The organism is Pseudomonas duriflava, from assembly GCF_007830155.1.
Lineage (GTDB): Bacteria > Pseudomonadota > Gammaproteobacteria > Pseudomonadales > Pseudomonadaceae > Chryseomonas > Chryseomonas duriflava.
In genome coordinates this window covers 40,573-60,501 of record NZ_VLKY01000002.1, presented here as the reverse complement: position 1 = coordinate 60,501, position 19,929 = coordinate 40,573, and the positions used below count along the sequence as shown (strand labels likewise).

General features: G+C 56.8%; 17 protein-coding genes. 7 read left to right on the top strand and 10 right to left on the bottom strand.

Features of this window, described 5'->3' with window-relative positions; all coding sequences use genetic code 11:
- Nucleotides 1-4: 4 nt before the first annotated feature.
- Nucleotides 5-460 (top strand): YaiI/YqxD family protein, encoded by a 456-nt coding sequence (locus tag IQ22_RS02720; RefSeq protein ID WP_145137743.1) that lies wholly within the window; start codon nucleotides 5-7, stop codon nucleotides 458-460.
- 12 nt (nucleotides 461-472) lie between these two features.
- On the opposite strand, the gene IQ22_RS02715 is transcribed toward IQ22_RS02720, so the two are convergent.
- The 4 genes from IQ22_RS02715 to IQ22_RS02700 all read right to left on the bottom strand — a co-directional run bounded on the left by IQ22_RS02715 (nucleotide 473) and on the right by IQ22_RS02700 (nucleotide 5,621).
- A complete protein-coding gene (locus IQ22_RS02715) occupies nucleotides 473-1,603 on the bottom strand; it encodes a patatin-like phospholipase family protein (RefSeq protein WP_145137740.1) in 1,131 nt (376 codons plus the stop codon).
- A gap of 33 nt (nucleotides 1,604-1,636) precedes the next feature.
- Complete coding sequence (locus IQ22_RS02710) at nucleotides 1,637-2,638, bottom strand: SDR family oxidoreductase (RefSeq protein WP_145137737.1); 1,002 nt, start codon at nucleotides 2,636-2,638, stop codon at nucleotides 1,637-1,639.
- A 141-nt stretch (nucleotides 2,639-2,779) separates the two neighbouring features.
- A complete protein-coding gene (locus IQ22_RS02705; RefSeq protein ID WP_145137734.1) occupies nucleotides 2,780-4,921 on the bottom strand; it encodes a putative bifunctional diguanylate cyclase/phosphodiesterase in 2,142 nt (713 codons plus the stop codon).
- 145 nt (nucleotides 4,922-5,066) lie between these two features.
- Nucleotides 5,067-5,621: a DedA family protein gene (locus IQ22_RS02700; RefSeq protein ID WP_145137731.1), complete on the bottom strand. Its 555-nt coding sequence runs from the start codon at nucleotides 5,619-5,621 to the stop codon at nucleotides 5,067-5,069.
- Nucleotides 5,622-5,869: 248 nt separating this feature from the next.
- Between IQ22_RS02700 and hemB the strand changes: the two genes are divergently transcribed.
- Both hemB and ppk1 read left to right on the top strand, forming a co-directional pair.
- Nucleotides 5,870-6,883: a porphobilinogen synthase gene (hemB, locus tag IQ22_RS02695; protein ID WP_145137728.1), complete on the top strand. Its 1,014-nt coding sequence runs from the start codon at nucleotides 5,870-5,872 to the stop codon at nucleotides 6,881-6,883.
- Nucleotides 6,884-6,966: 83 nt separating this feature from the next.
- Entirely contained in the window at nucleotides 6,967-9,105 is a 2,139-nt protein-coding gene (ppk1, locus tag IQ22_RS02690; protein WP_244308926.1) for a polyphosphate kinase 1, read from the top strand.
- Here the strand turns inward: ppk1 and ppx are convergent.
- From ppx to IQ22_RS02665, 5 genes are all read right to left on the bottom strand, one after another.
- Nucleotides 9,092-10,597, bottom strand: coding sequence for an exopolyphosphatase (ppx, locus tag IQ22_RS02685; protein WP_145137722.1), 1,506 nt, complete (start codon nucleotides 10,595-10,597; stop codon nucleotides 9,092-9,094). The genes ppk1 and ppx overlap by 14 nt on opposite strands.
- Before the next feature lie 107 nt (nucleotides 10,598-10,704).
- On the bottom strand, nucleotides 10,705-11,436 hold the full coding sequence (locus tag IQ22_RS02680) for an amino acid ABC transporter ATP-binding protein (RefSeq protein ID WP_145137719.1): 732 nt from the start codon (nucleotides 11,434-11,436) through the stop codon (nucleotides 10,705-10,707).
- Nucleotides 11,420-12,073 carry an amino acid ABC transporter permease gene (locus IQ22_RS02675; RefSeq protein ID WP_208733600.1) on the bottom strand — a complete coding sequence of 218 codons (654 nt, stop codon included), beginning with the start codon at nucleotides 12,071-12,073 and terminating at the stop codon, nucleotides 11,420-11,422. Before IQ22_RS02675 ends, IQ22_RS02680 begins: the two co-directional genes overlap by 17 nt.
- Entirely contained in the window at nucleotides 12,070-12,735 is a 666-nt protein-coding gene (locus IQ22_RS02670; protein ID WP_145137713.1) for an amino acid ABC transporter permease, read from the bottom strand. Before IQ22_RS02670 ends, IQ22_RS02675 begins: the two co-directional genes overlap by 4 nt.
- Before the next feature lie 5 nt (nucleotides 12,736-12,740).
- Nucleotides 12,741-13,520, bottom strand: coding sequence for a transporter substrate-binding domain-containing protein (locus IQ22_RS02665; protein WP_145137711.1), 780 nt, complete (start codon nucleotides 13,518-13,520; stop codon nucleotides 12,741-12,743).
- Nucleotides 13,521-13,905: 385 nt separating this feature from the next.
- Between IQ22_RS02665 and trxA the strand changes: the two genes are divergently transcribed.
- The 3 genes from trxA to ubiD all read left to right on the top strand — a co-directional run bounded on the left by trxA (nucleotide 13,906) and on the right by ubiD (nucleotide 17,314).
- Nucleotides 13,906-14,232, top strand: a complete 327-nt coding sequence (gene trxA / locus IQ22_RS02660; protein WP_145137708.1) for a thioredoxin TrxA — start codon at nucleotides 13,906-13,908, stop codon at nucleotides 14,230-14,232.
- Nucleotides 14,233-14,474: 242 nt separating this feature from the next.
- Nucleotides 14,475-15,734, top strand: a complete 1,260-nt coding sequence (gene rho, locus IQ22_RS02655; protein WP_145137705.1) for a transcription termination factor Rho — start codon at nucleotides 14,475-14,477, stop codon at nucleotides 15,732-15,734.
- A gap of 113 nt (nucleotides 15,735-15,847) precedes the next feature.
- Entirely contained in the window at nucleotides 15,848-17,314 is a 1,467-nt protein-coding gene (gene ubiD, locus IQ22_RS02650) for a 4-hydroxy-3-polyprenylbenzoate decarboxylase (protein ID WP_145137702.1), read from the top strand.
- An 86-nt stretch (nucleotides 17,315-17,400) separates the two neighbouring features.
- On the opposite strand, the gene IQ22_RS02645 is transcribed toward ubiD, so the two are convergent.
- Complete coding sequence (locus tag IQ22_RS02645; RefSeq protein ID WP_145137699.1) at nucleotides 17,401-18,372, bottom strand: CDP-6-deoxy-delta-3,4-glucoseen reductase; 972 nt, start codon at nucleotides 18,370-18,372, stop codon at nucleotides 17,401-17,403.
- A gap of 448 nt (nucleotides 18,373-18,820) precedes the next feature.
- On the opposite strand from IQ22_RS02645, the gene IQ22_RS02640 reads away from it, so the two are divergent.
- A complete protein-coding gene (locus IQ22_RS02640) occupies nucleotides 18,821-19,846 on the top strand; it encodes a DUF5924 family protein (protein WP_145138711.1) in 1,026 nt (341 codons plus the stop codon).
- Nucleotides 19,847-19,929: the final 83 nt, after the last annotated feature.

The window sequence follows — 19,929 nt, the reverse complement described above, 5'->3', positions numbered from 1 at the left end:
AAGCATGCGGATCTGGATCGACGCGGACGCTTGTCCGCGTGCGGCAAAAGAGTTGGTATTCAAATTTGCGCTGAAACGCAAGCTTGAGGTGGTAATGGTGGCAGGACAGCCCCAGGTCAAACCGGCACTTGCGTGCGTACGGTTGATCGTGGTCGAAAGCGGCATGGATGCGGCTGACGACTATCTAGTCGAACAGGCCGAGCCGGGTGACCTGGTCATTTGCAGTGATGTCCCCCTGGCTGATCGGTTGGTCAAGAAGAGTGTTGATGCCCTTGATCCCCGGGGGCGTGAGTTCGACTCCCGCAACATGGGAGAGCGTCTAGCTGTACGTAACCTGCTCACCGACCTGCGTGACCAGGGCCAAATGGGCGGCGGTCAGCCGCCCTATGGCGAGCGTGAAAAGCAAGCCTTTGCCAATGCGCTGGATCGGCTGTTGACGCGCCTGACGCGAGCCACCTGAGCCCGGGTCGGCTTAGGCCGGCCCTACGCCACTCATGTCCAGGGGCTCGCACCCACTAAAGGCCTGTACCATGAATTCGCCCGGCCCGGCCCGCTGGCTACCCAGCGCCTCCAGGGCATGCGCCATGTCCGAACGGCCGCAGTCCCAGCGCTCGGTTAGAGCCGGTCGGGAAAAGTCGAAGGCTCGCATCTCGGCATCATGTGTTACACAGGCATGGTTAAGCAGAAGCAGGGTCGTTGCTGCCTCAATCTTGGCACCTTCGGCCAAGGCTTGCGCCAGTGCCGGATCGGCCCGCTCGGATTCTGGAAGCCGTTCCCCCAACAGGCGCAGGTGCCGCCGTAGGGCATGAGCCTGCTTCAAGCCTGCCAGCGCCCGGCAGGTCTGGGTGGACAATAACAGTTCAAGTTGACGGTCCATAGCCTGCCCTACGGTGCGCAAGCCTTGGCTACGCCGCCTGAACAGGTCGATGGCAATACACAGTTGATCCTTGGCAAAGGGCTCCGCCAGGGCCGCTTCCAGGGGCAGGTTCGAGGCCAGGCCGCCGTCAACCACCAAACGGTCCCCGACCGATACAGGTGAGAAGAAGGGAACGAACCCGCAGCTGGCTAGCAGATGATCCATCTCAAGAGGGGCTTCGGTGGTGTCGAAGCGTATCTCCTCTCCGCTGCACATATCGACGGCAACCACGGTTAAGCGTATTTCTCCACTGTTCAGGCGGCCAAAATCGACCGATTGCTCAAGGGTTTTACGCAGCGGCGCCAGATCATAAACGCTGGTATCCATCGGCATGCCTGGAAACATCGAGAGCATGCCGGGAAAACGTGGGTGATAAATCGCAGGGCTGCCCAATGCCGTGGACTGTAAGGCACGGGCCCGGTTGCTGTCCCAGGCCAGCGGCCAATGAGTTGACATCATCGGCCAGCCAGGGGTTTCGCGCATGGCGGAAGACCAGAAGCCGCGTAGGCGTTCAACCCGCTTTTCCGGCGGATTGCCGGCAATCAGGGCCGCATTGATGGCACCGGTGGAAACCGCCACGATCCGCTCGGGATGGAGTCCCTGAGCATGCAAAGTCTCATAGGCGCCCGCTTCATAGGCACCGAGCGCGTTACCGCCGGACAAAACGAGCAAGGTGTGTTCAGTCATGAGTGTGCTCCTTGGATAAAGGCCCTGCGCCTGCTAGAAGGACCCAAGGTCTTTTGATCGGGAAGCGTTACACCGCCGCCAGGCTAGCAGACCGAGCGGAAGACCGATCGCCACCAATAGCACCAGCGAGGGCACACCGCCATTGTTTGGCCCCTTGCGCCAGTCGCCGTAAACGGTACGCCCGTCACGCATGGGCTCGAGTACGGCTCCTGTGGTGTCGTCGCTCGGCTCCTCGGCCAGGAATCCCCGATGCAGTGCTCGGCCATTGATACGAGTCATCAGGCTTGGCATTAGGCGCTTTAGCAGGCTGGCTGTACGTCCTGACCCACCGATGATGACTTCGGCTCGCGGGCGCCTTACCAGCCCGATGACGGTGCGGGCGACTTTTTCCGGATCATAGACGGGAGGTGCGGCACGGACACGCTGCCCGCTGAAGTTGGCAGCATGCTCGAAAAAGGGCGTGTCGATAACGGATGGCAAGAGCGTGCAGACATGGATGTCCGGTTGATCCAGCAGCTCCTGGCGCAGGCACTCGGAAAAGCCACGAATGGCAAATTTGCTCGTGGCGTACGCTGTTGAATCGGGTTTGGCCAGGCGCCCGACAATAGAGGCATTGTTGATCAGAACGCCATGCCCTTGAGCACGGAATTGCCGCAGTGCGGCTTTGGCCCCATACACGTAACCGAACAGGTTGGTTTCGATGACGTGGTGCCATACCTCGGACGGAATATCGTTCAGTTGGCCGAAAACACCCACGCCTGCATTATTGAACCAGACATCGATACGGCCGAAGCGAAGGATGGCCTCGCGTGCCAGATGTTCGACCTCTTCCTCACGCGTTACATCGGTGGCAATGGCAAACGCGACACCACCCCGTGCACGGCATTCCTCTACTGCATCCTCCAGCATCTCCTTGCGGCGAGCGGCCAGCAGCAGCCTGGCTCCCTGCTCGGCAAGGGCATGGGCCGTAGCGCGGCCAATCCCACTCGATGCACCCGTGATAACGACAACAGTGCCAGCATTGATCCGTTTCATGGCGTCCCCCCGCTGAGCATTTGTCTTTTAGTGACGTGCTTGCTCAGAGAGGCGGATTAGACGCAGAAGTTCAGCGCGAAGGCCGAGGGAAGGGCAATAAGTGCGCCGCCTGCTTGGCCAGCGGGGCGGCGGCGATTTGGTTCAGACAGGCAAGTGTTGAGACTGACTGGCCATGTCGGCCGCTTTCTCAAACTTGCTTAACCAGACCTGCAAGGGCAGCAGGGCTAGGGGTTTACTGAAAAAATAGCCTTGGATGTAGTCGCACTGGTTTTCCCGCAGGAAGGCCAACTGCTCGGGTGTCTCAACGCCTTCCGCCACAACTTTCAGCTGAAGCTTGTGCGCCATGGCAATGATTGCCGCGGTAATGTCCATATCGGTCTGTTGACCAGGAATGTCTCGTACGAAAGCCCGGTCGACTTTAAGGGTATCCACGCGCAGCTTGCTGAGATACGCAAGGGACGAATAGCCGCTGCCAAAGTCGTCAATGGATACCTTCACGCCAAGGGTACGAATCCGCTCGAGCAACTCAATGGCAATGTTCAAATTATGCATCAGTGCGTTTTCGGTCAGCTCCAGCGTCAGCGCACGGGCGGGCAATCCAGCCTGGCGCAAGGCGCCTTCCACAGAGGCCAACAGGCCCCGATTGGTCAGGTTGAGCGGAGAGCAGTTCACCGCAACGCGCAACTGCGTGTGCCCCAGGTCGTGCAAGATTTTCAGATCCTGACAGGCGCGCCGCATGACCCAGCCATCCAGCTCACCGATCTGGCCACTTTGCTCGGCCACATGTACGAAGCGATCAGGACTTACGGGGCCAAGGGTAGGGTGCCGCCAGCGGACCAGCGCTTCAAGCCCGATCACCTGCTGGGCATCGCTGGAAACGATTGGCTGGTAATGAACTTCCAATCCTCCTTCGGCAAGGGCCTGCCGTAGGTCTTGCTCCAGGTGCAGGAGTTCCTCTGCCCGTCGCTGTAGGTCCGGCGTGAAGCGCAGGAAGCGGTTACGGCCATTCTGCTTGCAATGTCCAACAGCCAAGCCAGCATTCTTGAGCAGCTCACTGGCAGTCTGAGCATCTTCCGGAAAGTGGGCAATGCCAATGCTTGAAGTCATGCCGATCTGCTGTCCGCTCAGATTAAAGGGCGGTCGCAGCTGCTCCAGCAGGCGCAGCGACAATGTTTCGCTATCTGAAGGGTCGCTCAACGGAGCCAGTATCCGGAACTCGTCACCCTGGCGTGTCATTTCCGAATGATCCGGCAGAATTTCTGAAACGCGGCGAGCTACCTGGATCAGGAGATCATCACCGGCGCTCAGACCGAGACTGTCATTGATGCGCTTGAAGTGATCAAGGTCAAGATTGAACAGGGCAAACTGCTCATTGGACTGAGCCCTGTTCAACGTCCGGACCAGAAACTGCTCGAAGCTGTAATCGTTAAGCAAGTGGGTCAAGGGATCGCGTAGCGCCACCTGATTAAGCGCACCGGATTCCTTCCTGGCTAGTTGAGATTTCTGCTCGTTGAAACGCTTTTCCAGCCACATAGCGGCTAGGCTTGAGCAAATGATCAGAAGGGTCAGGACCGTAATGGCAATGATCAACAAACCATGCTCGTTCGAGGTCGGCGTTAGGCTAGGGGTACCCTCTGGAACCACCAGAGTAAGCGCCGCCATTCCGGTAAAGTGCATGGAGACAATGGCACCACCCAGGATCAGGCTAGCCCCGGCATAAAGCCAGCCGGTGTAACGGCCGGTCATGTTCCGGAGTACGAACGCCAGTATCAGAGCACCCAGGGAGGCTAGTATCGCCACTACGATGGAGGCTACAAAAAGGCCCGGATCGTATACCTGCTTTGCTACCGACTCTATAGCGTACATACCGGTGTAATGCATGGCGGCGATGCCGACGCCAGCCAGAATTGAAGCCAGGCTATATTCCCCTGGAGACAGGTATTCGCGACTCACTAGGCAGATCACTACGTAGGAAACCGTCATAGCGATCACAAGCGAGACGGCAGTAAGGCCGTAGTTGTAATAAAGGGGTACGGGGCCCTCGTAGGACAGCATCGATACGAAATGCATCGACCAGATACCGCTGCCCAGCGACAAGCCGCCAATAAGGCGCCATAACGTCTGGTTCTTGTTCAGCGCAGAGGAGGAAGCCAGGGTGGCCATCGAGAGGGCTGTGTAGCCGGCTGCCGTTGCGATGACATAAGATAAAAGAACCAGCAACGGCTGGTGGTGCATCATGCCGAGGGACACGAACCCATCCGGTAGATCGCTAGCAAACAACATGATTCCAGGCTCACAAAAGGGCTTCCTGCCAATAAAGGACACTGAAATAATCTCACGGCATCTCACCGAGTGAGATCGATAACCCGTTGTCGGCGGAAATACAGCAGACTTGAGCGCATGCTGTCAGATGGGTGTGCTGGCTAGATCAGGTCTTTGGAGCTCGCAGGCGTCGCCATAGCCACAAAAGCAGGCCGACCAGTACCAAACCGCCCAGTACCATTAGCTCGTACCGCTTAAGGTTGCCTAGGGCGCTTTCAAGCACGGCGCCAAAATGATAGGACGCCAGACCCAGCACCGTTGCCCAGACGATAGCCCCAATCCCGTTGAGGATCAGATAGCGTGCCGGCGGATAGCCTGACATACCGATGGCCACGGGCATGACCGTTCGCAAACCGTAGACGAAGCGAAAGCTCAATACCCACAGGTCAGGGTGGCGGCGGATGTGATCCAGCGCCTTGTCGCCCATTGCTTCCCATCGCGGCTTGCGTTTGAGCAGCTTTCGACCGTGACGACGCCCCAGGAAATACCACAGCTGGTCACCGGCATAGCTACCTAAAAAGGCCACCATGATAACCGTCTGGATATTCATGTATTCACGAAAGGCCAGAAAGCCGGCCAGGACCAGAATGGTTTCACCCTCGAAAAAGGTGCCGAGGAACAGGGCGAAGTAGCCAAAATCATGAAGGAATTGTTGAAGCATCGTCACGACAACAGGGCAAATTGAGGGCGCAGCCTAACCCGGTTGGCCGCTGGGGGGAAGGCATTCGGGTGCCGGCTCTGTGCATTCGACATCCGCCGTAAGAGTGGATGTGCCAAGGCCAGCCTTACCAGCGTCTGTCTTGGAGAGGGTCGATAGACACGCATTATTGTCATCAGTTGTTACCATTCGGTCATGATAATGCCTTATAACCCATCACACTGGCCCATGCCTGGGTCTTGGAGTACACCGTGAGTTTCACTTCTATAAGCCGTACCTTTCCTACTACGCGTATGCGCCGTCAGCGTCGGGATGCTTTTTCCCGCCGCCTGATGCGCGAGAACACCCTGACGGTCGATGACCTGATCCTTCCGGTGTTCGTACTCGAAGGGGAAAACCGGCGCGAAAGCGTTCCTTCCATGCCGGGTGTCGAGCGCTTATCGATCGATTTGCTGCTGGAAGAAGCGGCTGAACTCGTAGCATTAGGCATCCCTGCCGTCGCTCTGTTCCCTGTGACACCGCTTGAAAAAAAATCACTGGACGGTGCTGAGGCCTATAACCCGGACGGTATCGCCCAGCGAGCCACTCGCGCGCTGCGTGAACGGTTCCCTGAACTCGGCGTGATTACTGATGTGGCACTCGATCCGTTTACCACCCACGGCCAGGACGGCATTCTCGATAAAGACGGATATGTCATGAACGACGTGTCCGTTGAGGTGCTGGTCAAGCAAGCCCTTTCCCATGCCGCCGCTGGCGCCCAAGTCGTGGCCCCGTCGGATATGATGGACGGCCGGATCGGCGCGATTCGGGCCGCCCTGGAAGAGGCTGGGTATCATAATGTGCAGATCATGGCCTATTCGGCCAAATACGCCAGCGCTTACTATGGCCCGTTCCGCGATGCCGTTGGCTCGGCCGCGAACTTGGGCAAGGGCAACAAAGCGACTTATCAGATGGATCCCGCCAACAGCGATGAAGCCTTGCAGGAAGTGGCGGGGGACTTGGCCGAAGGTGCCGACTCCGTCATGGTCAAGCCGGGTATGCCCTATTTGGATATCGTTCGCCGGGTCAAAGACGAGTTTCGTGTGCCGACGTTCGTTTACCAGGTTAGCGGCGAGTATGCGATGCACGTGGCTGCCATCCAGAACGGCTGGCTATCCGAGGCAGTGATTCTAGAATCACTGATTGCTTTCAAACGTGCCGGTGCCGATGGCATTCTGACCTACTTCGCCAAGCGAGCCGCTCAACAACTTCGCCAGGAGCCTTAACGCTCCCAGGAGCCGCCATGAACAGCCAGGGACACATTGAGAGCCATACTTTGCTTACTGAGGAGACCGCGTTGACCGACGCCATGCCCACCACTGAAACCATGCCTGTACCAGTGGTGCCGGAAACCCCGACCTTGCCGGTCCCCAGTGTTGATGACAATAGTCTGTACATTCACCGTGAGCTGTCTCAGTTGCAGTTCAATATCCGGGTGCTTGAGCAGGCGCTCGATGAGTCCTACCCGCTGCTCGAGCGGCTCAAGTTTTTGCTGATTTTTTCCAGCAACCTGGATGAGTTCTTCGAGATCCGAGTAGCCGGCCTCAAGAAGCAGGTTGCCTTTGCCCGTGAGCAGGCCGGCGCCGATGGCCTGCTGCCGCATCAGGCACTGGCGCGGATCAGCGACATCGTGCACGAGCAGGTGACGCGGCAGTACACCATTCTCAACGATATCCTGCTGCCGGAACTGGCCAAGCACCGCATCAGCTTTATCCGTCGCCGCAACTGGGACATGAAGATCAAGACATGGGTGCGTAAGTTCTTCCGTGAAGAAATCGCTCCCATCATCACACCGATCGGCCTGGATCCAACCCACCCGTTCCCCTTGCTGGTTAACAAAAGTCTTAACTTTATCGTTGAGCTTGAGGGTATGGATGCCTTTGGCCGCGACTCTGGCCTGGCCATCATCCCGGCGCCGCGCTCGCTGCCACGTATTATCAGCTTGCCGGAAGACATTGGCGGGCCAGGCGACAATTACGTCTTTCTGTCCTCGATGATTCATGCCCATGCCGATGATCTGTTCCCCGGAATGAAGGTCAAGGGCTGTTTCCAGTTCCGGCTGACCCGTAACGCCGACCTTTCGGTAGATGCTGAGGATGTAGACGACCTGGCTCGCGCCTTGCGCGGCGAGTTGTTCTCTCGCCGCTACGGTGATGCGGTACGTCTTGAGGTTGTTGAGAGTTGTCCGAAGAACCTGACGGACTACCTGCTCAAGCAGTTCAACCTGGCCGAGAGCGAGCTGTACAAGGTCAACGGCCCGGTCAACCTGACGCGGTTGTTCAGCGTAACCGGGCTCGACAGCCATCCCGAGCTGCAGAACCCGCCGCTTACGCCAAGTATTCCCAAGCTTTTGCAGAAGAAAGAAAACCTGTTCAACGTTCTAGGCAAGATTGACGTCCTGCTCCTGCACCCCTTCGAGTCCTTCACGCCGGTAGTGGATCTGCTCCGTCAGGCCGCTAAGGACCCGAGCGTGCTGGCTATCAAGCAGACTCTCTACCGCAGCGGTGCCAATTCGGAAATTGTTGATGCCTTGGTGGAGGCAGCGCGCAGCGGCAAGGAAGTCACAGCTGTCATCGAATTGCGGGCCCGTTTCGACGAAGAGTCCAACCTGCAACTGGCCAGCCGCCTGCAACAGGCCGGTGCGGTGGTGATCTATGGCGTTGTAGGCTTCAAGACCCACGCCAAGATGATGCTCATCCTGCGTCGCGAGAATGGCGAACTGCGCCGTTATGCCCACTTGGGTACAGGTAATTACCATGCCGGCAATGCCAAGCTTTATACGGACTATAGCCTGCTGACCGCCGACGTCTTGTTGACCGAGGACGTGCACAAGCTGTTTAACCAGTTGATCGGGATGGGCAAGACGCTGCGCATGAAAAAGCTGTTGCATGCGCCGTTCACGCTCAAGAAAAACCTGCTGGAAATGATCAACCGCGAGGCGTCTGCCGCGGCTGAAGGGCGGCCGGCGCATATCATGGCCAAGGTCAACGGCCTGACCGACCCGAAGGTCATTCGTGCGCTCTACAAGGCCAGCCAGGCGGGTGTAAAGATCGATCTGGTCGTGCGCGGCATGTGCTGCCTGCGCCCAGGCGTACCGGGTGTTTCGCACAATATTCAGGTGCGCTCGATTATTGGCCGCTTCCTGGAACACAGCCGAATCTATTACTTCCTGAATGGCGGTGACGAGAAGATGTACCTGTCCAGCGCCGACTGGATGGAGCGTAACCTTGATATGCGCGTGGAGACCTGCTTCCCCGTAGAGGGCAAGAAGCTGATCTCACGCGTAAAGAAGGAGCTGGAAGCCTATCTCACCGACAACACCCAGAGCTGGGTGTTGCAAGCGGATGGTAGCTACCAGCGGGTTACCCCAACAGGGAACCAGAACGCACGTAACGTCCAGGCAACACTGATGGAGCGTCTAAGCAGTCCAAGCGTTACCGCACGCTGAGGTGATAGCCGATCCGCTCGAGCCACTGGGCTTCCTGTTCGAAGTCTGCCTGGGTCAGCGGATTCTGCTCGAGCCAACCTACCGGGAAACACACCTCAAGGCTGCGCGGGCCGGCCTTGAGCGTGACAGCAGGCCGCTCCTGATTGCTGCGGATGTGGTGGAACAGGATGGCGAAGCGCAGCAGGATGCACAGCCGGATCAGGCTTTCGCCTTCTTCCTCTCCCAACTCGGCAAAGCGGTCACGCGGAATGTTGCGGCGATGGCCTCGAACCAGCAGCGCCAGCATTTGCTGGTCGCGGCGTGAAAAGCCAGGCAGGTCCGAATGCTCGATCAGGTAGGCGCCATGCTTGTGGTACTGGTAATGGGCGATATCCAGGCCTATTTCATGAACTCGCGCGGCCCAGGTCAACAGCTCGCGATAGGCCTCGCTTGTCAGCCCCCAGGGTTCGGCTACTTGTTCCAATGCTTTGAGGGCGCGCCGCTCTACACGCTCGGCCTGGCGCTTGTCCACATGGTAACGCTCCGCCAGCGCGCTCAAGGTGCGCTCGCGGACGTCTTCATGGTGTTGACGGCCGATCATGTCGTATAGCACGCCTTCGCGCAGTGCACCTTCAGACAGGTGCATTTCCTGCAGGTCCAGCGCCTTGAAGATGGCTTCCATGATTGCCAGTCCACCCGGCAGGATGGCTCGGCGATCAGGTTTGACGCCTTCGATCTCCAGCTTGTCGATCTCGCCCTGCTTGATGATCTTGCGCTTGAGCCACTCGATGCCGTCGGCGTTTACCTCGCCCTTGCCACGGCCGGCGGCCTGGATAGCCAGTGCTACCGCTCGAATGGTGCCCGAGGCGCCAACGGCTTCCTGCCAGCCTTTTTCGCGTAGAGACTGGTCGATACTCATCAGTTCGAGGCGTGCTGCCGTGTAGGCCTGGCCATAACGCGCCTGGGTAATCTTGCCGTCGGCAAAAAAGCGTTTGGTATAGCTCACGCAACCCATCTGCAGGCTTTCCCGCTGATGAATCTCGAAGCGCTGCCCAATAATAAATTCGGTACTGCCACCGCCGATATCGGCCACCAGACGACGGCCTGGCATGTCTGGCATGGAGTGGGAAACGCCCAGGTAGATCAGGCGGGCTTCTTCACGACCGGAAATGACCTCCACAGAGTGCCCCAGTACGTGTTGGGCCCGCATGATGAAGTCGCTACGGTTGCGGGCCTCGCGCAGGGCATTGGTCCCGACAATTCGGACGGCGCCACGGGGCATCCCGGTAATCAGTTGAGCGAAGCGGCGCAGGCAATCAAGGCCGCGCTCCATCGACTCTTCGCTGAGCATGCGCGACTCGTCGAGTCCGGCGGCTAGTTGGATCTTCTCGCCCATCCGTTCAAGGATGCGGATCTCGCCGTGATCGGTCCGTGCCCGCACGATATGAAAGCTGTTGGAGCCCAGGTCGATGGCTGCAATCAGAGGAAACGGTTCGGCAGAGGTGTGCGGCATGCTGACGATCTCATTCGGAAACGGCGACAATCGTGCCATGATCGCAGAGGTCTGCCAAACCTGATTGTCTAGTCAGTTGCTACTCAAGCGATCGGTTGTGCACTGGCTCAATGCACTGAGCCGATGAATTGGGCCAGTTCAGGGGTTTTGGGCTCAGCGAATAGTGCTTTAGGATCTCCTGTTTCATGCACCTTGCCTTGATGCATGAAGACGAGCGTATCACCTACCTCTCGAGCAAAGCGCATCTCATGGGTCACCATGATCAGGGTCATCCCATCCTGAGCCAGTTGCTTGACCACGCTGAGCACTTCGGTAACCAATTCTGGATCCAGGGCCGATGTGATCTCGTCGCACAGCAATACCTTGGGCTCCATGGCCAAAGCCCGGGCAATGGCGACCCGCTGTTGCTGGCCGCCTGATAAACGCTCGGGATAGGCATCGAATTTTTCGCCCAGGCCCACCCGCTCCAGCATCTGCTGGGCTACCATACAGGCCTGATCTTTAGAGGTTTTCTTTACGACTTGAGGGGCCAGCATGACGTTTTCGCCTACGGTCAGGTGAGGAAACAGGTTGAACTGCTGAAAGACCATGCCTACTTTTTGCCGTAGCGAGCGCAGGTTCACCCGTTCAGCGTCGAGGTACTCACCATCTACTTCAATCACCCCGTCATTGATTGACTCAAGTCCATTCAGGGTTCGCAGAAAGGTGCTTTTGCCAGAACCGCTGCGGCCAATGATGGCTACAACCTGTCCCTCCTTGACGCTTAGATCAATGCCTTTCAACACATGATGCTCGCCGTAGTATTTATGCAAGGCTGAAACCCTAAGCAGCGGTCGCATTCAATCTCCTTTCCAGCCGACGAGCGGCAAATGACAACGGATAGCACAGAACGAAGTAACCCAGCGCTACAAGGCCATACACGAGGAACGGCTTGAACGTAGCGTTGGCGAGCATGCCGCCGGTCTTGGTTAATTCAGTAAAGCCGATAATGGACGTGACGGCAGTGCCTTTCACAACCTGGACGGAAAAGCCCACTGTAGGGGCCACGGCGATTCGTAGCGCCTGTGGCAGGATGACATGGCGCATCTGTTCGAAACGTGTCATCGCAAGGCTGCTCGAAGCCTCCCACTGTCCCTGCGGAATGGCTTCGACGCAGCCGCGCCAGATTTCGGCCAGGAAGGCACTGGTAAAGAGGGTGAGTGCCAGCGCCGCAGCAAACCAGGCGGAGACCTCAAGCCCCAATAGGGATAACCCAAAGAACATTAGAAAGAGCTGCATCAGCAGCGGCGTGCCCTGGAACAGCTCGATATATAGCCGCGCCGCTATACGAAGCGGCTGAATTGGCGAAAGGCGAGCGAACACTAGCGCCAATCCAGCCATACCGCCGCAGATGAATGCCACGAGCGACAGCAGCAGGGTCCATTGCAGGCCTGTCAGCAGGTTGCGCACGATATCCCAAAGGGTAAAGTCCATCAGCGCCTCCGCATCACGAAACGCTGACCGATCCAGGCCAGAAGTTGACGGATGAGAATCGCCATCACTAGATACAACAGTGTAGTGACAAGATAGGTCTCGAATGCCCGAAAGTTACGCGACTGGATGAAGTTGGCGGCAAAAGTCAGCTCCTCTATGGAAATTTGCGAACACACGGCGGAGCCCAGCATCACAATGACTACCTGGCTAGACAGCGCTGGCCATACGCTGGCCAAGGCTGGGCGCAGCACGACATGACGAAAAGTTTCCATCCGGCTCATGGCCAGTGCCGCGGCGGCTTCGAGCTGGCTACGTGGAACGGCTTCGATACCGGCGCGAATGATTTCGGTGGAATAGGCTCCCAGGTTGATAACCATGGCCAGCGCCCCAGCCTGCCACTCGTTCATCCTCAACCCGAGCGCGGGCAGGCCGAAGAAAATAAAGAACAGCTGGACGATAAAGGGTGTGTTGCGGATCAGTTCGACATAGACACCAAACAACATGTCGAAGGGTTTGATTCTCCAGGCTCGGACCACGGCGCCAACAATGCCCAAGCCGATGCCGAACAGCATGCCTAGCGCTGTGAGTTCAAGTGTGAACAATGCACCTTGCAGAAGCCGGTCGCCTTGTGCGAACACCGGCTGGAAGTCGAATTGATAGGCCATGCCGGTTACATGTCAGCGGGCAATGGTTGGCCTAACCAGCGCTGCGAAACGCCATTTAGGGTGCCATCCGTACGGGCTGTGTCAATGATGGCATTAACCCTGTCTTTCAGGGCCGTCTCACCTTTGTTCAGACCTACGAAATTAGGCGAGTTTTTCAAGGTGATCTTCATGACCGGTGTACGCTCAGGATTTTTGTCGGCAATAGCCGCCATGACGGAACTTCCACTGGCGATTAATTCGGTCTGACCCGCGAGATAAGCGGCAATCGTGGCATTGTTATCCTCGAAGCGCTTAATGTTCGCGTCCTCGGGCGCCTGCTTGGAAAGCTCTATATCCTCGATTCCGCCGCGGGTCACGCCGATCACTTTTCCGGAAAGATCAGCCGGGGCACTGATCTTCATGTCTTTAGGGCCAAACACGCCAAGAAAGAAAGGTGCATAGGGCTTGGAGAAATCGATCACCATCTCTCGCTCGGCGCTCTTGCCTAGACTGGAAATGACCAGATCCACTTTGCCAGTGGTCAGAAAAGGAATCCGATTGGTACTGGTTACGGGTACCAGTACCAGCGTGGTACCCAATTTATCGGCAATCAGATGCGCTGTATCGATATCCAGACCTCGTGGCTTGAGATCGGGCCCGACAGAACCGAAGGGAGGAAAGTCTTGCGGAACGGCAATCCTGATTGTGCCGCGTTCTTGAATGTCGGCCAACTGGTCAGCTTGGGCCGGAAGCTGAGCCATCAGGCCAGCAGTGAGGGTAAGAAAAATAGGCCAACGCTTGAACATGGTGACACTCTACAAGCAGGGGGATCTGCCTGTAAGTGCATTTGACATGCCACTCGTTTACTTTTTAGTGCGGCGTGTTTACAGGCCGCTCTTTTTCTGTGCCTCGCAAAGGTCCAGATACAGGAAGACTTAAGCTATCTGTGCTTTTTTGGTGCAAACAAAGTAAAAAAAGCAATAAAAAGGCGCGTATTCATGTCTGTATCGATACCTCAGGCAGGCTAGGATTGTTTATAGAATAAACGCCCTTATCTTAGGTAAATCGACGTAATCACTGTCTTTTAAATGTCCCTATAGCAAGACTTAATGGCTTTTGCCTTTCGGTAGAGCGCAGGCGGGGCTATAGTGGTCGTTCTTTTTTTGTCGTGTCCGAATTCGGAGAATGTCCATGAGCGAATACATCACTAACGTCAGCGATGCCAGCTTCGAGCAAGAAGTGCTCAAGGCTGACGGTCCCGTGCTGGTCGATTATTGGGCTGAATGGTGCGGCCCCTGCAAAATGATCGCGCCGGTCCTGGATGAAGTTGCCAAGGACTACCAGGGCAAACTGAAGGTTTGCAAGCTGAATATCGATGAAAACCAGGATACGCCGCCTAAGTACGGTGTTCGTGGTATTCCGACGCTAATGCTGTTCAAAAACGGCGCTGTTGAAGCAACCAAGGTCGGTGCTCTATCCAAATCCCAGCTGGCTGCTTTCCTCGACAGCAACATCTGATTTGTTGCTTTAGATCAAAAGCCCCGCACCTTGCGGGGCTTTTTCTTCATACTTCCACTAGACGCCCGACAGAAGTCGGTGCTACATTCGGCCTCGCAACGACACCGATTGTTCGTGTCGCCCTCTGCATGCCGCCGCCCATTCTCTTAATTCGAATAAATAACGCGATCTGTCGTTAGCCGCGGCTCAGCCTCTCAAGCTGAATTTTTCTTACCTCCTCTTTTCTCAGTTAGCTACGTCCTATGAACCTTACCGAACTCAAGCAAAAGCCAATCACGGAACTGTTGGAAATGGCGGAAGCCATGGGCCTGGAAAACATGGCTCGCTCCCGCAAGCAGGACGTGATTTTTTCTTTGCTGAAAAGACACGCAAAAAGCGGTGAAGAGATTTCCGGTGATGGCGTGCTGGAGATTCTGCAGGATGGCTTCGGCTTCCTGCGTAGTGCGGACTCCTCCTACCTGGCCGGGCCCGATGACATTTATGTCTCTCCGAGTCAGATCCGCCGTTTCAACCTGCGGACCGGTGACACAATCATCGGTAAAATCCGTCCACCAAAGGAGGGCGAGCGGTATTTCGCCCTGCTCAAGGTCGACACGATCAACTACGATCGACCCGAAAACGCCAAGAACAAGATTCTGTTCGAAAACCTGACACCCTTGTTCCCAAACAAGCGTCTGATCATGGAAGCGGGCAATGGCTCTACCGAGGACCTCACCGGTCGTGTTATCGACTTGTGTGCACCGATCGGTAAAGGCCAGCGCGGTCTGATCGTCGCCCCGCCAAAAGCGGGCAAGACGCTGATGTTGCAGAACATCGCCAGTAACATTACCCGTAACAACCCCGAGTGCCACTTGATCGTTCTGCTGATCGACGAGCGCCCGGAAGAAGTGACCGAGATGCAGCGCACCGTGCGCGGCGAAGTGGTTGCTTCCACCTTCGACGAGCCGCCGACCCGCCACGTTCAGGTAGCCGAAATGGTGATCGAGAAGGCCAAGCGCCTGGTCGAGCACAAGAAGGATGTGGTCATTCTGCTGGACTCCATTACCCGTTTGGCTCGTGCTTACAACACTGTGATTCCTAGCTCCGGCAAGGTACTGACCGGTGGTGTAGACGCCCATGCGCTCGAGAAGCCCAAGCGTTTCTTCGGTGCTGCGCGTAACATCGAGGAAGGCGGTAGCCTGACTATCCTGGCTACGGCGCTGGTAGACACCGGCTCGAAGATGGATGAAGTCATTTACGAAGAGTTCAAGGGTACTGGTAACCTGGAGCTGCAACTGGATCGTAAGATCGCTGAAAAGCGGGTCTTCCCGGCTATTAACATCAACCGCTCGGGCACTCGCCGCGAAGAGTTGCTGACAGGTGAGGAAGAACTACAGCGTATCTGGATCCTGCGCAAGATCCTGCATCCCATGGAAGAAATTGGAGCCATTGAGTTCCTGCTCGACAAGTTGCGTCAGACCAAGACCAACGACGAGTTCTTCGATTCGATGAAACGTAAGTAAGACAAAAAGGCCGGGGAAACCCGGCCTTTTTACGTTTGCGTTCCGGCTTTCGTTTTCAGATCGCTTACCAACAGGGGTACACTTTCTGCTTCCGTTCGCTGCCGAGAATCAGCATGCACTACCGCGACCTTCGTGACTTCATCCGCGGCCTGGAACAGCGTGGCGAGTTGAAGCGCATTCAGACGCCTATCTCACCCAACCTTGAAATGACCGAGGTCTGTGACCGCACCTTGCGTCGCAAGGGGCCGGCCCTATTGTTTGAAAATCCTACCGGATACAACATGCCGGTGCTGGGCAACCTGTTCGGTACGCCGGAGCGCGTGGCGCTGGGTATGGGGGCGGACGATGTCAGTGAGCTGCGTGAGATCGGCAAACTTCTGGCCTTTCTGAAAGAGCCGGAGCCGCCGAAGGGGCTCAAGGATGCGTGGTCAAAGCTGCCGATCTACAAGAAGGTCATCAGCATGGCGCCCAAGGTCATGAAAGATGCACCATGTCATGAAGTGATCGAGGAAGGCGAGGCGGTAGATTTATCTCGGCTGCCGATTCAGCATTGCTGGCCGGGCGACATTGGACCGTTGATCACCTGGGGTCTTACCGTTACTAGAGGTCCCAATAAGGAGCGGCAGAACCTGGGCATCTATCGGCAGCAGGTGATAGGCCGTAACAAGGTCATCATGCGCTGGCTGAGCCACCGGGGTGGTGCACTGGACTACCGTGAGTGGTGTGCCAAGCATCCAGGGCAACCGTACCCCGTTGCCGTTGCCCTGGGCGCAGACCCGGCGACGATTCTTGGCGCAGTTACGCCCGTGCCGGACACACTATCCGAATATGCTTTCGCCGGTCTCTTGCGCGGCAGCCGGACCGAGTTGGTGAAATGCATCGGCAACGATTTACAGGTGCCAGCCAGTGCCGAGATCATTCTGGAAGGGGTGATCCATCCCGGCGAGACAGCTGATGAAGGTCCCTATGGCGACCATACCGGCTATTACAATGAGGTAGACCGCTTCCCGGTATTCACTATCGAACGCATTACCCGTCGTCGCGATGCTATCTACCACAGCACCTACACGGGTCGTCCGCCAGATGAACCAGCCATTCTCGGCGTAGCATTGAATGAAGTATTCGTGCCGATTTTGCAGAAGCAATTTCCCGAGATCGTCGATTTCTACCTGCCGCCGGAGGGGTGCTCCTACCGGATGGCAGTAGTAACCATGAAAAAGCAGTATCCCGGCCATGCCAAGCGAGTGATGCTGGGCGTCTGGAGCTTTCTGCGTCAGTTCATGTACACCAAGTTTGTGATCGTGACCGACGATGACATCAATGCCCGGGATTGGAACGATGTGATCTGGGCCATTACGACGCGCATGGACCCCAAGCGCGATACGGTCATGATCGACAACACACCGATCGATTACCTGGACTTCGCTTCGCCCATTTCAGGCCTAGGGTCGAAAATGGGCCTGGATGCCACCAACAAGTGGCCCGGTGAGACCAACCGGGAATGGGGACGGGCGATCGTCAAGGACGAGGCTGTGGTCAAGCGGGTCGACGAACTCTGGGACAGCCTGGGGATCGATTGAGCGTAGTCCTGTAAGACGAAGCGTCTCACAGGACTGGTTACTCTCGGGCATGCCGCTTACGGCTGCATGTTTTGAGGCTGAGCTACTTATGCATCCCGCGGGGCGTAGGCAAACACATCGGCCCGCATCTGGTGCGGGTCCATGCCTGCTTCTACAAGGGCGTCCAACGTGGCATAAACCATGGCTGGCGAGCCGCTGGCATAGACGTGCAGGTGCTTCAAATCCGGGAAATCTTCTCGTACGGCCTCGTGAAGCAGGCCGCATCGTCCTTCCCAGCCGCATACATCACTGACTACTTTATGCAGGTGCAGGCGAGGATCCTGCTCCCATTCTGCCCAATGGGGTAGGGCATAGAAGTCGTCCGGCTGGCGGACGCCCCAGTACAGATGAAGTGTCTTACCAAAGTCACGTGCGCGGCAGTCTTCGATAAGGCTGTGCATCTGCGCCATTCCAGTACCGGCAGCGATCAGTACCAGAGGGCCATCCGGCAGATCGGCCAAGTGGGCATCACCATAGGGTAAGTGGACACGTGCGATCCGCTCGCGCTCGAGCTGGGCGACCAGGGCCTGGGTACTGTTCTCGCGCGTCAGGATATGTAATTCCAGGTCGCGGCCCTGGTGAGGGGCGGAGGCTAGGGAAAAGGCAGACTGCTTGCCGTCGTCGCGCTTGATCATGAGGTATTGACCGGCGTAATAGCGTACAGGCTTGCCCGCCGGGGCCCGCAATAGAACGCGACGTACGTCACCGCCAACGTCTTCGCATGACACTACCTGGCAGGCCAGGGCGCGTACCGGCAGGGTTCCCGGTGCCAGAACGCCATCCCAGTGCAGTTGGCAATCCTCCAGCGGGACGGCTAGACAGACGAAGATCTCGCCATGATCAAGTACCTGTCCTTTTTGTTGCACTCGGCCTTCGATCAGCAGGGCGGCGCAGAGATGACAGTTGCCGTTTCGGCAGCTGTGTGGACAGTCATAGCCGAGCCGACGCGCGGCGTCGAGAATGCTTTCGTCCGGCAGCGTATCGAGTGTAAGGCCGGAGGGTTGTAGGGTGACCTTCATCAGGCGGGCATCCTTGGATAATGACAGGCAAGACGCTTAGTCGCTGGCGAATCGCGCAAAATTCCATACAGGGAAACTAACGTTGCAGCGAGTACACCATAGCTATGGCGTCAGGGTGAGCTGTTTTGCGGGTCAATGTCCAGTCTGTCGCCAGTGAATAATGCAGCATGCTCTTTTCGTTGCTTACTCGCGCACTATGGTTTGCCTGTTGGATAGTCAATCTATGGCTTGCCTATCGGCTAGCATAGGGAGGAGTGAACATGAGCGGATGTTAGACGTTATCCAAGGGAAGAGTCGAAAATGACCATCACGAGTAGGCGTTAGTAAAGAAAGGTGACCCGCACATCAGGCATTCTTCTGATAGTGTCCGATGCGTATGCTGCATGTTCCTAGCATCGTCGCTCCTATCATCCGGCTCTTGTCTTTTTACTCCGCTACACTGGTCATCATGTCCCATTGGAAGTCCTACCCCTCACGTCTCGTATCCCTCGCCGTAACGATCATCAACCGTTATCCGCGCCTTGTCGCCTTGGCGGGGTTCATCTCGGGCGTGTGCAGTTTTCTATTGGTGGATCGTCAGCACGGCTTTGCCAAGGTCATGGCTGTGGTCATGCTTGCCAGCTGGCTGTGGCTGATGCTGGAAAATGTCCTGCGGAAATGGGTAACACGGCGTTTCGGCTGGAGTGTACCGCCTGGCTTATTGCGCTATGCCACGCAGATGATCCACCAGGAGAGCTTGTTTTTCGTCCTGCCGTTCTTTTTCATTACTACGACCTGGAACAGTGGACAAGTAGTCTTCACCGGACTTTTGGCGACTATGGCGCTGATTTCCATCACCGATCCGTTGTATTACAAGGCGTTGACAGCGCGACGTTGGGTATTTCTTGGGTATCACACGCTGACCTTGTTTGCTGTGTTACTGACGGCCCTGCCAATCATTTTGCACTTGACCACGCCAGAAAGTTACAAGCTGGCTCTGGGTGTAGCGGTCCTGTTGTCGTTTCCCAGTATTGCGGTGGCCCTGAGTATAAAACGTGGATGGCAGTGGCCGATGGTTTTAGCTCTTACGCTGGCTATTGGCGGCTTTGGCTGGATAATGCGGGCCTGGGTGCCTCCGGCCACGTTATGGCTGACCGACGTAGCAATAACCAGTCAATTCGACAACCAGGCCCGCGAGCCGGGTAAAAGCCTTAAGGAAATCAGCGAGGCTCAACTTCGATCACAGGGGCTTTATGCCTATACCGCTATCAATGCGCCGCGTGGTCTTAGTGAGCGTATCTATCATGTGTGGCGGCACGATGGCCGCGAGGTCGACCGAATCCCTCTGAATATCAGCGGAGGGCGGGAAGCGGGATACCGCGCCTGGACGCACAAGCGCAATTTTCCTGGTCAAGTCGAGGGACGCTGGCAGGTCCAGGTCGTAACCGAGGCGGGACAGCTTATCGGAACCTTGCGTTTCAAGGTTACAGAGTGATGTTTGTTGTCACGCTGCCTGCGAGGCGATGTTCCAGACAGGCAGCGTTTTCATAACAACACGGCTGTCCTATTTACGGGCAG

Excerpts from the sequence above, each read along its gene's own strand:
- IQ22_RS02720 (WP_145137743.1), top strand. The coding sequence starts at position 5 with ATGCGGATCTGGATCGACGCGGACGCTTGTCCGCGTGCGGCAAAAGAG.
- IQ22_RS02715 (WP_145137740.1), bottom strand. The coding sequence starts at position 1,603 with ATGACTGAACACACCTTGCTCGTTTTGTCCGGCGGTAACGCGCTCGGT.
- IQ22_RS02710 (WP_145137737.1), bottom strand. The coding sequence starts at position 2,638 with ATGAAACGGATCAATGCTGGCACTGTTGTCGTTATCACGGGTGCATCG.
- IQ22_RS02705 (WP_145137734.1), bottom strand. The coding sequence starts at position 4,921 with ATGTTGTTTGCTAGCGATCTACCGGATGGGTTCGTGTCCCTCGGCATG.
- IQ22_RS02700 (WP_145137731.1), bottom strand. The coding sequence starts at position 5,621 with ATGCTTCAACAATTCCTTCATGATTTTGGCTACTTCGCCCTGTTCCTC.
- ppk1 (WP_244308926.1), top strand. The coding sequence starts at position 6,967 with ATGCCCACCACTGAAACCATGCCTGTACCAGTGGTGCCGGAAACCCCG.
- ppx (WP_145137722.1), bottom strand. The coding sequence starts at position 10,597 with ATGCCGCACACCTCTGCCGAACCGTTTCCTCTGATTGCAGCCATCGAC.
- IQ22_RS02680 (WP_145137719.1), bottom strand. The coding sequence starts at position 11,436 with ATGCGACCGCTGCTTAGGGTTTCAGCCTTGCATAAATACTACGGCGAG.
- IQ22_RS02670 (WP_145137713.1), bottom strand. The coding sequence starts at position 12,735 with ATGGCCTATCAATTCGACTTCCAGCCGGTGTTCGCACAAGGCGACCGG.
- IQ22_RS02665 (WP_145137711.1), bottom strand. The coding sequence starts at position 13,520 with ATGTTCAAGCGTTGGCCTATTTTTCTTACCCTCACTGCTGGCCTGATG.
- trxA (WP_145137708.1), top strand. The coding sequence starts at position 13,906 with ATGAGCGAATACATCACTAACGTCAGCGATGCCAGCTTCGAGCAAGAA.
- rho (WP_145137705.1), top strand. The coding sequence starts at position 14,475 with ATGAACCTTACCGAACTCAAGCAAAAGCCAATCACGGAACTGTTGGAA.
- ubiD (WP_145137702.1), top strand. The coding sequence starts at position 15,848 with ATGCACTACCGCGACCTTCGTGACTTCATCCGCGGCCTGGAACAGCGT.
- IQ22_RS02645 (WP_145137699.1), bottom strand. The coding sequence starts at position 18,372 with ATGAAGGTCACCCTACAACCCTCCGGCCTTACACTCGATACGCTGCCG.
- IQ22_RS02640 (WP_145138711.1), top strand. The coding sequence starts at position 18,821 with ATGTCCCATTGGAAGTCCTACCCCTCACGTCTCGTATCCCTCGCCGTA.